A 14902-nucleotide genomic window follows, 5' to 3' on the forward strand; every position below is an offset into this window, starting at 1 on the left:
GTTCACCAAGACGAACACCTCCATGATCACCGAGCCGCCCGGAGAGGGCCAGAGTCCAGGTGCGCCAGACGCATACTTTCCCGGTCCACGGCGCGCTAGCGGCGCTCATCCGCTGACTCGCAGTAGTTGTCGTTTTCAGCCCTCATAACGACAACTACTGCGAGCTAGTTGGGCTGGCCCGGTGGCAAAGGCCCACAAAACCGCCCAAGTGTTCCAGCCCTTCCGGTTGGGTAGGCAGGTAGTTGGTCAGCTCGGGCGAGCGTACGACGACGGCGCGCCACTGACCGCGCGATATTGCCACGTTGATCCGGTTGCGGGAGAGCAGGAACTCCATGCCGCGAGGCACCTCTCCGGCAGCGGAAGCGGCCATGGAAACGATCACCACAGGAGCTTCCTGGCCCTGGAACTTGTCCACGGTGCCGACGCGCACACCACGGAGTCCGGCCGCCCTCAGCTCGCGCTGGATGAGCTGAACCTGGGCGTTATAGGCCGCCACCACGAGAATGTCCTTTTCGACGAGCGGCCGCTCCTCAGGCGATTCCCGGGGGTCCAGCCACGCCAAACCGAGGTGTTCCTTGACTTGCCCGACTACCTTCACTGCCTCTTCCGGCGACTGGGTGGAGTTACCGCTGTGCGGGACGTAGACGCATTCGACGCCGGCCCGTACTCCGGAGAGCCGCCGCTTGGAAGCAGCCGGTGCTGAATGCAGCCGGCCGTCATACGACAGCTCGGACACTGCGGCGCACAAATCCGGGTGCATTCGCCATGAGGTCGCCAGGAAGTAGCCGAGCTTTGCGGGCAGGGTGTGCAGGCCATGGGCCAGCCAGCCGAGAGCCGACTCGTCCACAGGTTCCGGGTGTTTGCCCTGCGTGACTTGGGGAAGCTGCTGCGGATCGCCGAGGAGCAGGAGCCTCTTGGTTGCCCGGCTCACCGCAAGCGTGTTGGCGAGCGAGAACTGCCCGGCTTCGTCGATGACCAGCAGGTCCAACGATCTCACTGGAACGGTCCGGCCTGTCATGGTCCACGCCGTGCCGCCGATCAAGCAGCCGCCGGGGGATTCAATCAGTCGCTGAATATCGTCCTTTGCCTGTTGGCTCCAGGGGACGGGGTCATCGTGTTTCACTTCCTTGGCGATGACATCCGTATCGACCCCCGCCCTCACCGCGGCGTGGAGCATGTGTTCCACCACCGCATGGGACTGCGCAACAACCCCCACCTTCCAGCCCTCGAGCACCAGCCGGGCAATTACGTGTGAGCCCACGTGGGTCTTGCCCGTTCCGGGTGGGCCTTGGACTGCCAGGTATGACTGATCCAGATCTTTCACGGCCGTGGTGATCGCATCCACATAACCATCGTCGCCTGGGCCGACGGCGGGTAGGGCCGTGAGCATCGCCAGCCTTGGGGGCACACGACGCAGCAGGTCCAAGGCGGGGTCCTTCGGCCACGACGGCAGACTGGAACGCACTTTGACCGCGAGTTCGCTCAAGGCCGTCCTTTGCCCATCTGTGTTGAGCGGGGCATCGGGAGTCAGGGCTATTGGCAACTGTGAGTATTCGGCAGCGCCTTTGGGCAACCGCTCCGATATGGTCACGACGTCGGGCGCGGCGTCGTCGGGCTCCGGAAGAGTAAGGCCGTCACCGGGTCCGCCAGCATCGATCACGTCCGTGCTGAACAGCCCCGATCTGCCCAAGGCACTTTCGTTCTTGCCTCGGAAAGCGTCGGGGAGCGGAGGTCCGTACATCCGGAAGTACTTTTTACCGGGCGCAAAGCCGGAGCCGTCGGCGGCGTGGCCGAACAGCTGTACCGTCCGCGCCGGGTTGCTGCGGGGGGTCGGTTTGGCCCAGTCCCGCACCACCTCGCCGCGTTCCACGATGAAGCAATCCCTGGTGTCCTCCCATTCTGAGACGGGCCGGTCCAGACGGTCGAAGTGTCCCCACCAGAACTGCTTGTCCTCCCGCCGGTGAAAGCCGACAGCGGCCGCCACCAGGGCAACCGCACGGTTGTCATCGGATCGAAGCGCCTCGTCCGGCAATTCTGAGAGGTAGTCGAGGAGGGCTGTTTCCTCGGGCGCGGCCTGGTACTTGTCGGGCTCCGTCTCCGTAGGTAGCTCGGGTAAGGAGGCCGCCGGAACACCGAGTTCGATGGAGCGCTCCGCGGCCAGGCCCAGCAGCCAGTTCCGCAGTTCCAGGGTGGAGAGGCAATCGTATTCGTTGTAGTCGGAGATCCCGGCCAGGATTGCTGCCGCTTCATGTTCGCGATGCGCGTCCCGGGCCGTGCAGTAGTTGGCGTAGGCAACCACGGAGGCTCCGGCATCGGTCACGTCCCCCGAACGCAAGTGCTGGCCCATGTACAGGGGTTCGAGTTTCTTGATGCTGTAGGAGTCTTCAGAGATGCGGATGCTGTGGCGCACGGTGTCGTAGAGGTCCACCAACACGCCCTCACGGAGGAGGTTGTCCACGGCCGCTTCGCCCACGGTGTGTATGACCGACAGATTGCGCAGCGCGGTTTTCTCGTAGGCGGCGTAGTGGTAGATCCGCATGTCCGGATACTTCATTCGGCGTTCGTCCACGTAGTCCAGGAAATCGATGAACGCCTGGCGCTCCTCGGCCCGGGAGTGTGCCCAGAACGGCTTGAACACCGGCGTTCCGCCTGGCTCGGTGGGATTCTCGATCACGCCGAACAAGTACTCCAAGCCCCAACGGCCGGTCACGGGGTCTTGCCACAGCGGGTCGCCTTCGAAGTCGAAGAAGATGTCTCCCGCGTCGGGCCGGGGGAGCCGGGCCAAGGAGTTGGATTCCAGGACGGAGTAGCTGATGCTCTTGGCTTGGCCGGTCTTGTCCGTGTAGTTGACGGTGCCGTCGGGCGTGGCTGTTCCGGTCTGTAGGCGGGCTTGTTCCTGCAGGCGCCGTGTGGCGGAATCGGCGGCGTCGAGCATCCCGGCGAGGGCGTCGATGGTGAAGATGCCGTTTTCCATGAGCTTCTTGCGGCGAGTGATTCTCATCCCCGCGACCATCAGCAGATCCCGGTGGAGGCGCACTTGTTCTTTGCAGTAGTCGCAGCGGCCGCATGCAGTGATCCCGGGCGAACCCCATTGGATGGGCTCCGGCTGCGATCGGTGCGCCTCAGTCAATGCCAAGAAGCGGTCGCGGCGCTCGCGGAACACTGGCAGCACGTCGGCGAGCCGATGGTTGCTGTGTACATAGTCGAAGCCGGCCGCACCCTCCGGCCCAGGCGATTCCGATCCGGCGACCTCACGTTGAATAGTCGCGCCGAGGACAAGTGTCAGGTCCGGTGCGGGAGCAACCCCCGCTTTGAGTAGCTGGTCTCCGTAGGCTGCCAATTGCAGCAGCGCGGTGACCTTGGCGTGGCGCGCGAGCTTGGTGTCGAAAACGGCGTAGCTGTTGTCCGGCTGCTTGACGAGGAAATCGGACCGTCCATGGAACTGTCCATCGAAGAACGCCGCTTGGAAGACCACGTCCGCGCCGGATCGCAACGCGTCGATGGACTCCGCATGCTTGGCTTGCAGGGTGGCGCGGTCCATCGCCGCGGCGGGAACGACGTCGAACACGCCTTTTCGGGTAAGCGGATCCCACCGCCCGAACTCCGCCACGAAACGGTCCAGCACCCTGTGTTCGTGAATATCGCCCAGCACGGCGGTGCGCTCGAGCATTTCGTCGACGTCGAAGACAGGCTTCGGCGACCGGCCCAGCTTCTCGTCCAACTTGCGCAGCAACTGGTACTCGCAGGTGGAGGCCGTGACGAGGTCGCTGGCCGAAAACACCAGGTCCTGCTCTTGCCCTGCAACCTCTGAATCGAGAAAAAACACCGTGCCCCCAGACCGTTGAGCTGATGAAGCCAAGCTATCAGTGGGGTGCGACAATAAGTGGTTGCTCGACAGGGCTTGTTAGCGCTAACATGTGACGCAGATCAAACGGGGTGATCTTCGGGGTTTTCTCGACAACGACGTCAACTGCAATCGAAGGACTGAAAGTGAAACTACGGAAGCTTATTGTCGGCGCTGCGGCCGTCAGTATGGCCCTCAGCGTTGCCGCCTGCGGTAGCCGCGGCGCTAGCGCTGAAAGCAGCGGAGGGGACAACAGCGGATCCTTGGTGGGCATTGCGATGCCGACAAAGACCTCCGAACGTTGGATCAAGGATGGTGATGCCATCAAGGCTTCGCTGGAAAAGATGGGCTACAAGACGGACCTTGAGTACGGTGACGACAAGATTCCACAGCAAGTCCAGCAGATCAGCAACATGATCACCAAGGGCGCTAAGGTGCTGATCATCGCTGCGATCGACGGGACGGCGCTCAGCGACCAGCTGGATAACGCGGCCAAAGCCGGCATTAAGGTGATCGCGTACGATCGCCTGATCAACGGCAACAAGAACGTCGACTACTATACGACCTTCGACAACAAGAAGGTCGGGGTCCAGCAGGCCACCTCGCTGTTGACCGGGCTGGGGATCCTCGATAAGGATGGTAAGGAAACCGGCAAGAAGGGCCCGTTCAATGTGGAGCTCTTCGCGGGCAGCCCTGACGACAACAACGCGACCTTCTTCTACAACGGCGCCATGGAGACACTGAAGAAGTACATCGACGACGGCACCCTGGTGGTCAAGAGCGGCCAGACGGGCTTCACTCAGATCGCCACGCTGCGTTGGGATCCGGCGACGGCCCAGAAGCGCATGCAGAACCTGATCGCCAGCACCTACTCCGGCGGAGCCAAGGTGCAGGGAATCCTCTCTCCGTATGACGGTCTCTCGATCGGCATCATCTCAGCACTGACTGCTTCGGGCTATTCACCCTCGGCATTGCCGGTCATCACAGGCCAGGACGCGGAGGCGGCCTCGGTGAAGTCGATCATCGCCAGCCAGCAATACTCGACGATCTTCAAGGACACCCGCGAGCTCGGAAAGCGGGCCGTCACCATGGCCGATGACCTGCTCAAGGGCAAGACCCCCGAGGCCAATGACACCAAGAGCTACGACAACAAGGCCAAGATTGTACCGACGTATCTGCTGCAGCCAGTCGTCGTCACGAAGGATAATTATCAGAACGTTCTTGTCGACAGCGGCTACTACAAACAGTCGGACCTGAAGTAGTCCTGCCCTGAACCGTGGTGGTGGCGGGCTCCTACCGCCACCACCACACCTTTGAGATCCACAGCGTGAAAACGCGAAAGCTAGGACTTGACGTGACGACGAATATTCTCGAGATGCGCGGCATCACCAAGACGTTCCGGGGGTGAAGGCCCTCCAAGATGTTTCCCTTGAGGTCCAGCGGGGCCATGTACACGCGATTTGCGGCGAAAACGGGGCCGGCAAATCAACGCTGATGAAGGTGCTTTCCGCGGTCTACCCGGTCGGAACCTACGAAGGCGAAATCCACTTCGAAAACGAGCTTTGCGAATTCAAAGACATCAAAGGATCCGAGGCCGCAGGCATCGTGATCATCCATCAGGAGCTCGCCCTGAGCCCCTACCTTTCCATCGCCGAAAACATCTTCCTCGGCAACGAACAGGCCAGAAACGGCTTCGTAGACTGGAACAAGACGAACCTTGAGGCGTCAAAACTGCTCGCGCGCGTGGGCCTCAACGACAACCCGATCACCAAGATCACGGATCTAGGCGTGGGCAAGCAGCAGCTGGTCGAAATCGCCAAAGCACTTTCCAAGCGGGTGAAGCTCCTCATCCTTGACGAGCCGACCGCAGCCCTGAACGACGAGGACTCGGCACACTTGCTGCGCTTGATCAAGCACCTGCAGGCCCAAGGCATCACCTCGATCATCATCAGCCACAAGCTCAACGAAATCAAAGCCATTGCGGACAAAGTGACCATTATCCGCGATGGCCGGACCATCGAGACTCTTGATATGCACAGCGATGAGATCTCCGAGGAGCGCATCATCAAGGGAATGGTGGGCCGGGACCTCGATCATCGCTATCCCGAACACCAGCCCTCCATCGGGGAGGAAATCCTGCGGGTCGAGGACTGGACCGTGCACCACCCGGTGGACCAGAGCAGGCAGGTGGTTAAGAACGCGAGCTTCAACGTTCGTGCCGGCGAGATAGTCGGCATCGCCGGACTGATGGGCGCCGGACGAACCGAACTCGCGATGAGTATCTTCGGCCACAGCTACGGAGCGAAGATCAGCGGCCACGTCTACAAAAACGGCCAGGAGATAAAGACCAACACCGTGACCGCCGCGATCAAGCACGGCATCGCGTATGCCACCGAGGACCGCAAGCACTATGGACTGAACCTGCTTGACAACGTCATGCGTAATGTCTCTGGCGCCGCCCTAGGCAAGCTTTCCCGCTGGGGCTGGGTAGACAGCAACAAGGAGAACCTGGTCGCTGAAGGCTACCGACGCAGCATGAAAATCAAGGCAGCCACGGTTGCCGCGGTCACCGGAAAGCTCTCCGGCGGCAACCAGCAAAAGGTCGTCCTGTCGAAATGGATGTTCGCCAACCCAGACGTACTGATCCTGGACGAGCCCACACGGGGCATCGATGTCGGCGCCAAATACGAGATTTATACGATCATCAACCAGCTGGCAGACGAGGGTAAGGGCATCGTTGTGATCTCCTCTGAGCTGCCCGAACTGCTGGGCATCTGCGACCGGATCTACACCCTCTCGGAGGGCCGGATCACCGCCAACATTCCACGGGAAAAGGCCACCGCCGAGTACCTGATGCAATACATGACCCAAGAAAAGGAAGCCTGATGTTTGCGCTTCGCTCCGCATTGCACTACCTGGCCGGCCAGTTGCGCCAAGTCGGCCTGTTCATCGCACTCATTGTGATCATCCTGTTCTTCCAGGTCAGCACCAACGGCATCACGTTGGCTCCTATCAACGTCTCGAACCTGATCGTGCAGAACAGCTACATTCTCATTCTCGCCATTGGCATGGTGATGGTCATCATCGCCGGACACATCGACCTCTCCGTCGGTTCCGTGGTCGCCTTTGTCGGAGCAATGTCAGGTGTGATGATTACCCAGTGGGGCGTGCCTTGGTGGCTTGCCATCATCCTTTGCCTAGCGATCGGCGCCCTCGTTGGCATGTGGCAGGGCTTCTGGATCGCCTACTTCGGCATACCGGCGTTCATCGTCACCTTGGCCGGTATGCTCACCTTCCGCGGGCTAACCCAGATCGCCTTGCAGAACCAGCAGATTTCCCCTTTCCCGGATGAATTCCGATCCTTGGGCAGCGGCTTCCTTCCTGACCTAGGGGGCGGCACCTCCGCCCTTGAGCCACTCACGATGATCATCGGCATCGTCGCAACCATTGCTCTGGTTGTGCAGGACCTGCGCCAACGGACGGCGCGCCGCAAGCACAACCTCGAGGACGAGCCGTTCGCTTGGTTTCTGTGCAAGATGGTCTTCACCGCGTTGCTGATCCTGCTGATCACCTACCTGCTCGCGGGCTACCGTGGGACTCCGATTGTGCTTATCGTGCTGGGCCTGCTCACCGTCGCGTATTCAGCGGTGATGGCCAACTCGGTTTGGGGCCGCCACATCTACGCGATCGGAGGCAACCGGTTCGCCGCGGAACTCTCGGGTGTCAAGGTCAAGCGGGTCACGTTCACCCTGTTCGTGAACATGGGTGTTCTGGCGGCTTTGGCCGGCCTCGTCTTTACGGCGCAGTTGAACCTTGCCAACCCCAAAGCCGGAGACGGCTTCGAACTTGATGCGATCGCTGCAGTCTTCATCGGAGGCGCTGCCGTCACCGGAGGAATTGGAACGGTAATGGGCGCCCTGATCGGTGGCTTGATCATCGGCATCCTCAACAACGGCATGTCCATTCTTGGCGTCGGTACCGAATACCAGCAGCTGATCAAGGGCCTGGTACTTTTGGCCGCCGTCGCGTTCGATGTCTTCAACAAGCGACGCGCGGGAGGATCGAAAACGAGCGGCCGCCAACAGAGGAAGACCACCCCCGAAGTGCCCCGAGCGACGCAAAGAGCAGGACACCCGTCGCAAGCTCCTAGGCAAGGATGGGCAAAAGCGCAGGTCCCGGCACGAACTTCCGGGGGCCTGCGCTTGGGTCCACACAGCAAGCCAACGGCCAAAGCAGAACACGAAACCCCGGAAAGCAGGCCACGAATGACGCAGCCCGATGCACAACCGTCGCCGGATCCCGCCTCCGAGGCCGCCTTCGAGGCCGCGTACCAGGCAGCCCGGAAGAGCCTCGGAGAAGGTGGCATTCCCATCGGTGCAGCACTTGCCCGTGACGGGGTGGTCATCGCGAGTGGGCACAACGAACGCGTCCAAAACGGCGATCCGATCGCCCACGGGGAAATGTCGGCCCTCCGCGCCGCTGGTCGCCAAAAGAGCTACCGGGACACCACGCTGTACACCACCCTCGCCCCGTGCGCCATGTGTACGGGGACCATCATCCAGTTCAAGATCCCCCGCGTCGTGGTGGGGGAGGCCCGCACGTTCGGCGGAGAATTCGAGCTCCTGCGGTCCCGGGGCGTGGAGGTGGTGGTCCTCGATGACCAGCGGTGCGTGGACATGATGCGCACCTTCCAGGAAGAGAATCCGGAACTGTGGGCCGAGGACATCGCCGAGTAATCCAAGGGAACAGACAGCATCTGGCCACAGCCAAACCCCAAGCGTAGGCTGACAGCATCGGCGTCGGTGCCGGGGGGTCCGCGTCGATACCCAATCGATGAAGGAGGACTCATGAGTGTTGTGCGCGAATTCATGACCACTAATGCCCAGTGCGTCAAGGAAGACCAGTCGTTGCGTGATGCGGCTGTCCTGATGCGCGATCTGGACGTCGGTTCCCTGCCGATCTGCGGCAGCGATGGAAGACTCAAGGGATTCATCACTGACCGCGACATTGTGGTCAAATGCGTTGCTGAGGGATGGGATGCCGGCCAGAAGACAGCGGCCGACCTCGCCCAGGGCACGCCAATCTGGATTGATGCCGATGCAAGCATCGACGCCGCCATTGACCTGATGGAGAAGCACCAGGTCAGGCGCCTTCCTGTCATCACCGACCACAAGTTGGTAGGCATCATCAGCCAGGGCGATATCGCCCGCAACTACGCCGAGCAGCGGGTGGGTGAATTGGTCGAGCACATCTCCGCCAAGACTCCCATGGCGCAACTGGGCTAACCACAACTTCCGCACCCATCAAGCGTCACGGCCTTCCGGCCGTGGCGCTTCCGTGTCCAAGCCAGCGTTCCCGGTCAGCGCGTCCGGGCCAAGTCGCGCAAGCAAGGGCCGCCAAGCTAGAGAAACGCCTCCCGCCCCGTGCCTTCCCGAAGGACCAGTTCCCCGTCCTCGATGGAAACCAGGAGGCTCTTTGCCTTTCCGTGGAGCTTCTTGCTCGCGCTCAGCTTGCGGCTGGTCACCTCAACGCCAACCGTGGATCCCTTTGCCGGCAGCTCCACGGAGATCTCCGCCGCCATTCCCAGCATCTCTCTGGTGGACACATCGCGCTCGTGGTGAGCCTCTTTGTGGTTGACCGTGACTTCTACGTCATCGGCGTCAAAGCCGTCCTGCAGGATGATGAGCAGTTCTTGCATGATGCGCCTCTTCCTTGAGTAGCATTCGTGACCGGGATCCACAGCGGCTCTTTCCACTACAGCACTCCGCGCCCGCTTTAGGTAGGGCAAAGCTTTAGGTAGGGCAAAGCTTTAGTAGGGCAACGCAGTAGGGCAAAATGTCATGGTGACCCAACTTCCCCAAAACCAGTCAGCACAGCACCAGTCAGCAGACGCCGCCATCCACGCCCTGATCGCCGAAGAGCTCGGCGTGAAGTCCTGGCAGGTCAAAGCCGCGGTTGAACTGCTCGACGCCGGATCCACCGTTCCCTTCATCGCCCGGTACCGCAAGGAGGTCACCGGGACGCTCGATGACACCCAGTTGCGCGAGCTTGAGGAACGGCTCCGGTACCTGCGGGACCTCGAGGACCGCCGTCGAACGGTGCTTGAGGCGATTGCCGCGCAAGGCAAGCTGACCCCGGAACTGGAGGCCGCCGTCGTCGGGGCAGATACCAAGTCCCGGCTTGAGGACATTTACCTGCCCTTCAAATCCAAGCGGCGCACGAAAGCGCAGATCGCCCGCGAAGCAGGCCTCGAGCCGCTCGCCGACGCGCTTCTCGCCAACCCACAGCTCGATCCGGAGCACGAGGCCGCCAAGTACCTCAACTCTGAGCACGCCATTGACGATGCCTCTGCGGCCCTCGCCGGCGCCCGCTCGATCCTCGTGGAGCGGGTATCGCAGGATCCCGATCTGGCCGAGACGCTGCGGGAGCGGCTGTGGACGCAGGGGCGCATGGTTTCGCGGGTGAAGAAGGGCCAGGAGACCGAGGGGCAGAAGTTCAAGGACTACTTCGAGTTCTCCCAGGTGCCCTCGGGCATGCCCGGCCACCGGGTGCTCGCGCTCTTGCGCGGCGAGAACGACGGCGTCCTCGAGCTGGATCTCGCCGAGGCAGAACCAGCCGACGACGACGCCCTGGCCGCCGCCCGTGGCAGGTACGAGAACGCCGTGGCCAAGTGCCTCGGGGTTGCCGAGCGCGGCCGGCCCGCCGATTCGTGGCTTGTCCAGACCGCCCAGATCGCGTGGCGCTCGCGCATCCTGGACCGCTTGAGCAACGACCTGCGCGGGCGGATGTTCGCACAGGCCGAGGATGAAGCCGTCCGGGTGTTCGCCGCCAACCTGCGCGACGTGCTCCTCGCCGCGCCCGCCGGAAACCGCGCCACGCTGGGCCTGGACCCGGGACTGCGCACGGGTGTGAAGGTGGCGGTCGTCGATGGCACGGGCAAAGTCGTAGCCACCGATACCGTCTATCCGCACGCTCCGGCCAAGAAGTGGGACGAGGCACTGGTGACGTTGGAGCGCTTGGCGCGGCAGCACGGCGTCGAACTCGTGGCGATCGGCAACGGCACGGCGTCGCGCGAGACGGACAAGCTCGCTGCCCAGCTCATCAAGTCGCTGGCAGCCTCGGGCGGTCCGACGTTGCAGAAGCTCGTCGTGTCCGAGGCGGGCGCTTCCGTGTATTCGGCGTCCGCGCTCGCGGCCGCGGAGCTGCCTGGCATGGATGTGTCCTTGCGCGGGGCAGTGTCCATCGCACGGCGTCTGCAGGATCCACTGGCGGAATTGGTGAAGATCGAGCCGAAGTCGATCGGGGTGGGGCAGTACCAGCACGATGTCACCGCGGCGAAGCTGGACCGTTCGTTGGACGCCGTCGTCGAGGACTGCGTGAATGCGGTGGGCGTGGACGTGAACACGGCGTCGCCCGCGCTGCTGGCCCGGGTGGCCGGCGTCGGGCCGCTCCTGAGTGAAAACATTGTGGCGTACCGCAACGAGAACGGCCCGTTCGCCAAGCGGGCCGACCTCAAGAAAGTGCCGCGGCTGGGTGCCAAGGCGTTTGAACAGTGCGCGGGCTTCCTGCGGATCACGGGGGGAGTGGAGCCGCTCGATGCGTCCAGCGTGCACCCGGAAGCGTATTCGGTGGCCAGGAAGATCGTGGCCGCTTCCCGTGGAGCTGCCGTGTCTTCGCTCGACCCGCAAACCTTCGTGGATGGGACGTTTGGCCTGCCCACCGTGCGGGACATTATGTCCGAGCTCGAAAAGCCTGGCCGCGACCCCCGTCCGGCATTCGCCGCAGCGACGTTCTCCGAGGGCATCGAGAAGATCTCGGACCTCAAGCCCGGCATGATCCTGGAGGGTACAGTCACCAATGTGGCGGCGTTCGGGGCCTTCGTGGATGTCGGAGTGCACCAGGACGGCCTGGTCCACGTGTCCGCATTGTCCAACAAGTTCGTGTCCGATCCCCGCGAGATCGTGAAATCCGGACAGGTGGTGCGCGTGAAGGTCCTGGAGGCGGATCCGGAGAGGAAGCGGATTTCGCTCACCCTCAGGCTCGACGACGAACCCGGCACCGGGGGCGGGTCCGGCTCGCGCGGCGGCGGGCGTGACCGCGGCTCGCGTGGCGAGCGAAGTGGCGGAGAGCGGCGCCCGGCGCAGCAGGCTGGACAGGGTCCGTCGGGTCGGAACGCGGCGCCCGCAAAGGGTGTGCCAGCGAAGGGTGCGCCGGCGAAGGCTGCTCCCAACCCGCCCGTGAACACGGCCATGGCGGAAGCACTCCGCCGGGCCGGGCTGGGGAAATAGCCTCGACGCCCAAGGGCCGATGTTTTCGAACAAGTGCTGCTGATTCTCGAGCTATGAGTGGCATTATGTAGGAGATCAGCATCCGTAGTTTGTGTGCCAGGGGGAGGCATGATTCGAATGCGAAGGCCGGGGAAGAGTTATCCGACGTTGCAGGGCAGCCGCTGATGCGGATTGCCGGGCGTCGGGAAAACGCACCACGTGAGGGGATCACTGGTGCCCTCCAAAGCCTGTTGGATCCGCCCGGTTCGCGGCCTATTCCATCCATGCCCAAATGGTGGCTGCTCGTCATCATCGTGATGGAGGCCGGTGTTGCCTTGGCTGTCGGAATTCCGATGGTCATTGGCGAGGATCCCTGGAACGCTTTCGGCTGGCCAGTCTGGATTCCGGATGTTACTGCTTTGCTGGTGGTTCCCATTGTGGTTTATGCGTCGTTTTCCCTGGTGCGGCAGCAGCTTCGGGAGCGGGCCCAGGCGTCCATGACCACCCGCCTGATGGATACTGTGCTGACCACCAGCCGGGAGTGGTTATGGGCCATAGGACCCGACGGTCGCTTTACTTTCTCCAGTCCGGCATGCGTGGAGCTAACCGGATACGAGCCTTCCGAACTGCTGGGAAGGCATATCAGTTTGATCATCGATCCTGATGACCTTGCCGATGCGCTGCAAGCGGTGGCGTCCAGCCAGGACGAACCTGGCGGATGGTCCGGACTCCACGCCGCGTGCCGCCGCAAGGATGGCAGCAGGGTTCTGGTCGAGGTGTCCGGAAGGTCACTTCGCGACGCCGCCGGCCGACCCGGCGGTTTCGAAGGAACAAGCAGGGCCCTTGACCCCGGGACAGCGGACACGCTCGCCGCCGGAGAGATCAGGAGACGGATCGAAGCGATACTGGCCGGCCGTTCCCTGATGACGGCGTTCCAGCCCATTCGCTCCTTGGAAAATGGCGCAATCATTGGAGCCGAAGCCTTGACCCGGTTCCCTAGCTCTCCAGGCATTTCCCCCGAGGCGTGGTTCGTTGAGGCCGCCGCCGTCGGATTGGATGTCGAACTTGAGATCCTTGCCCTTGAAACCGCCCTCGCGACTGCGATCGGGCTGCCACCCACGTTGTCGGTTTCAGTTAATCTTTCACCCCAGGCATGCCTTGATGCGCGGCTCCCCGGCATCTTTGCGGAGTCCGGAATTTCGACGGAGCGGATAGTGCTCGAGGTGACGGAACGGCACCACGTTGTTGACTACGGCCCTCTCGTAGCGGAGCTTGCACCTTTGCGAGGCCGTGGATTGAGGATCGCCGTTGATGACGCAGGTGCTGGCTTTGCATCCATGCGCCACGTCCTGCTCCTCAAGCCCGATGTGATCAAGCTGGACAGGGAGATCATCGCCGGCATCGACACGGACCCGGGCCAACGGGCCTTGGGAGCGGCCATGGTCGGCTTCGCGAAGGAAATCGGGGCAGCCCTGGTCGCCGAAGGGATCGAAACCGAAGCCGAGTTAAGCGCGGTAGTCGAGCTCGGCATGACTGCGGGGCAGGGCTATCTGCTCGGGCGGCCCTCCCTGGAGCCGGAGGATTGGGCGCAGTGGGGCAAGGCGTTTGAACACAGAGTTAGGACGAAGACGTCGATGAATCCGCGACCGGCTGACGAGTAGCCGGGATGACTAAACGACGGCGGCGCCCCGGTTCCTTTCGTCAGGAACCGGGGCGCCGCCGTCGTTCGCGTTAGCTCTGCCCGCTAAGGTGCCGGGATCGGGAAGAAGGCCCGCGGATCCTGCAACAGGGCCGGGTAGTCGAAGTCCGCGCGGTCGATGATCTTGGTGACCTCGAAGTTGCGGCCGAAACGGCCGTCTTCCAGGGTGATGGGGCGCCCGTGGATCTTGCCCAAGGCGAATTTGGCGCCGCCCTCGACGGGGATGAGGACGGGGGTGTTGCCGGGGAGTGTCCTGAAGGCCTCGTCCTGGCGCTGGCGGTTGCGGGTGGGCTTCTTCACCAGTTGCTTGGGTGCCTTGCGCGCGGTCTTGCCCGGCCGGCGGGACTTCTCGGACTCGTAGACGAACTGGTAACCGTCGCCGTCGCTGTTGGCGGCCTTGGCCTTGCCTGCTGCCGGCATCCCTACCCTGTCGATCTTCTCGGGTTCGACGTCGCCCACCGGCGCGCGAAGCACCCAGATGAAGTCGTCGTAGGGGTCTTCGGGGATGAACTCGTGGCCGGGCTCGGGCCAGAGGTATTCCAGGTCGTTCGGAGTGTCCGGGAAGAGCTCGGCGTAGAAGCGGGGCTCTTTCTGGAGCAGCTTGGAGCGGTGGCTCAGGTGGAAATCGGCGTCGCCCAGCCATGGCGGCATCGGAATCTTGGAGGCATAGTCCGGGTGGGCCGCCTGGGGTGCGAACTCGGTGATGCTGGCGCGGGTGTTGTCCGGATTGCCGCGGGCAATCCATTCGTCCACTATGGCCAAGCCGTAGAGGGTCAGCGCGGGGACATAGCCCATCCACATGCGGATGGCGGGGTGCGAGGGCCGGCCGAACTCGGGGATCACCAGTGCGCGGAGGATCTGCAGTGCTTCGACACGCTGCTTGCCCAGCCTGGCGGTGTCCAAGACGGCAGCACTTTGCTTGAAATCGGGGAACGGGAGGAAGGTCTGCATCCTTTCAGTTTGGGGGCCTGAGGGCGCAGATCCAAGTTGACGCGGTGTGGTCTTCACCTCGGAGGGCTCGCTCGGCTTGCCCGAGTTCGCTTTGCAGGGCGTCCCGATGGGGTTGGCTGGGGTATTCGTCCTAGTCTTGTC

The 14902-nt window shown here is 62.8% G+C and carries 8 protein-coding genes and 2 pseudogenes; 7 read left to right on the forward strand and 3 right to left on the reverse strand.

Annotated elements, in window-relative coordinates; genetic code table 11:
- Window positions 1–154: 154 nt before the first annotated feature.
- Window positions 155–3826, reverse strand: a complete 3672-nt coding sequence (locus tag ACX5I4_RS04980; protein ID WP_461835687.1) for a TM0106 family RecB-like putative nuclease — start codon at window positions 3824–3826, stop codon at window positions 155–157.
- A 164-nt stretch (window positions 3827–3990) separates the two neighbouring features.
- Between ACX5I4_RS04980 and chvE the strand changes: the two genes are divergently transcribed.
- From chvE to ACX5I4_RS05005, 5 genes and pseudogenes are all read left to right on the forward strand, one after another.
- Window positions 3991–5106 (forward strand): multiple monosaccharide ABC transporter substrate-binding protein, encoded by a 1116-nt coding sequence (gene chvE, locus ACX5I4_RS04985; RefSeq protein ID WP_461835688.1) that lies wholly within the window; start codon window positions 3991–3993, stop codon window positions 5104–5106.
- 113 nt (window positions 5107–5219) lie between these two features.
- Window positions 5220–6730 (forward strand): annotated as a pseudogene (gene mmsA, locus ACX5I4_RS04990) (multiple monosaccharide ABC transporter ATP-binding protein).
- A pseudogene (gene mmsB, locus ACX5I4_RS04995) lies at window positions 6730–7914 on the forward strand (multiple monosaccharide ABC transporter permease); the annotation flags it as partial. The pseudogenes mmsA and mmsB, both read left to right, overlap by 1 nt.
- A gap of 195 nt (window positions 7915–8109) precedes the next feature.
- Window positions 8110–8580: a nucleoside deaminase gene (locus ACX5I4_RS05000; protein ID WP_461838651.1), complete on the forward strand. Its 471-nt coding sequence runs from the start codon at window positions 8110–8112 to the stop codon at window positions 8578–8580.
- Window positions 8581–8691: 111 nt separating this feature from the next.
- A complete protein-coding gene (locus tag ACX5I4_RS05005; RefSeq protein ID WP_461835689.1) occupies window positions 8692–9129 on the forward strand; it encodes a CBS domain-containing protein in 438 nt (145 codons plus the stop codon).
- A gap of 116 nt (window positions 9130–9245) precedes the next feature.
- Here the strand turns inward: ACX5I4_RS05005 and ACX5I4_RS05010 are convergent, their stop codons facing one another.
- Window positions 9246–9542 carry a hypothetical protein gene (locus ACX5I4_RS05010; protein WP_461835690.1) on the reverse strand — a complete coding sequence of 99 codons (297 nt, stop codon included), beginning with the start codon at window positions 9540–9542 and terminating at the stop codon, window positions 9246–9248.
- 142 nt (window positions 9543–9684) lie between these two features.
- On the opposite strand from ACX5I4_RS05010, the gene ACX5I4_RS05015 reads away from it, so the two are divergent.
- Window positions 9685–12132, forward strand: a complete 2448-nt coding sequence (locus ACX5I4_RS05015; protein ID WP_461835691.1) for a Tex family protein — start codon at window positions 9685–9687, stop codon at window positions 12130–12132.
- A 263-nt stretch (window positions 12133–12395) separates the two neighbouring features.
- Window positions 12396–13772: a sensor domain-containing phosphodiesterase gene (locus ACX5I4_RS05020; protein ID WP_461835692.1), complete on the forward strand. Its 1377-nt coding sequence runs from the start codon at window positions 12396–12398 to the stop codon at window positions 13770–13772.
- A gap of 83 nt (window positions 13773–13855) precedes the next feature.
- On the opposite strand, the gene ACX5I4_RS05025 is transcribed toward ACX5I4_RS05020, so the two are convergent.
- The gene (locus ACX5I4_RS05025) at window positions 13856–14761 is read right to left on the reverse strand and encodes an MSMEG_6728 family protein (RefSeq protein WP_461835693.1); all 906 of its coding nucleotides are present in this window, start codon (window positions 14759–14761) and stop codon (window positions 13856–13858) included.
- Between the last annotated feature and the right edge of the window lie 141 nt (window positions 14762–14902).

The organism is Arthrobacter sp. MMS24-S77 (assembly GCF_054888235.1).

What these genes read in the sequence shown, in the direction of transcription:
- ACX5I4_RS05000 (WP_461838651.1), top strand. Translation starts at nt 8,110, where the DNA reads ATGACGCAGCCCGATGCACAACCGTCGCCGGATCCCGCCTCCGAGGCC.
- ACX5I4_RS05005 (WP_461835689.1), top strand. Translation starts at nt 8,692, where the DNA reads ATGAGTGTTGTGCGCGAATTCATGACCACTAATGCCCAGTGCGTCAAG.
- ACX5I4_RS05010 (WP_461835690.1), bottom strand. Translation starts at nt 9,542, where the DNA reads ATGCAAGAACTGCTCATCATCCTGCAGGACGGCTTTGACGCCGATGAC.
- ACX5I4_RS05015 (WP_461835691.1), top strand. Translation starts at nt 9,685, where the DNA reads ATGGTGACCCAACTTCCCCAAAACCAGTCAGCACAGCACCAGTCAGCA.
- ACX5I4_RS05020 (WP_461835692.1), top strand. Translation starts at nt 12,396, where the DNA reads ATGCCCAAATGGTGGCTGCTCGTCATCATCGTGATGGAGGCCGGTGTT.
- ACX5I4_RS05025 (WP_461835693.1), bottom strand. Translation starts at nt 14,761, where the DNA reads ATGCAGACCTTCCTCCCGTTCCCCGATTTCAAGCAAAGTGCTGCCGTC.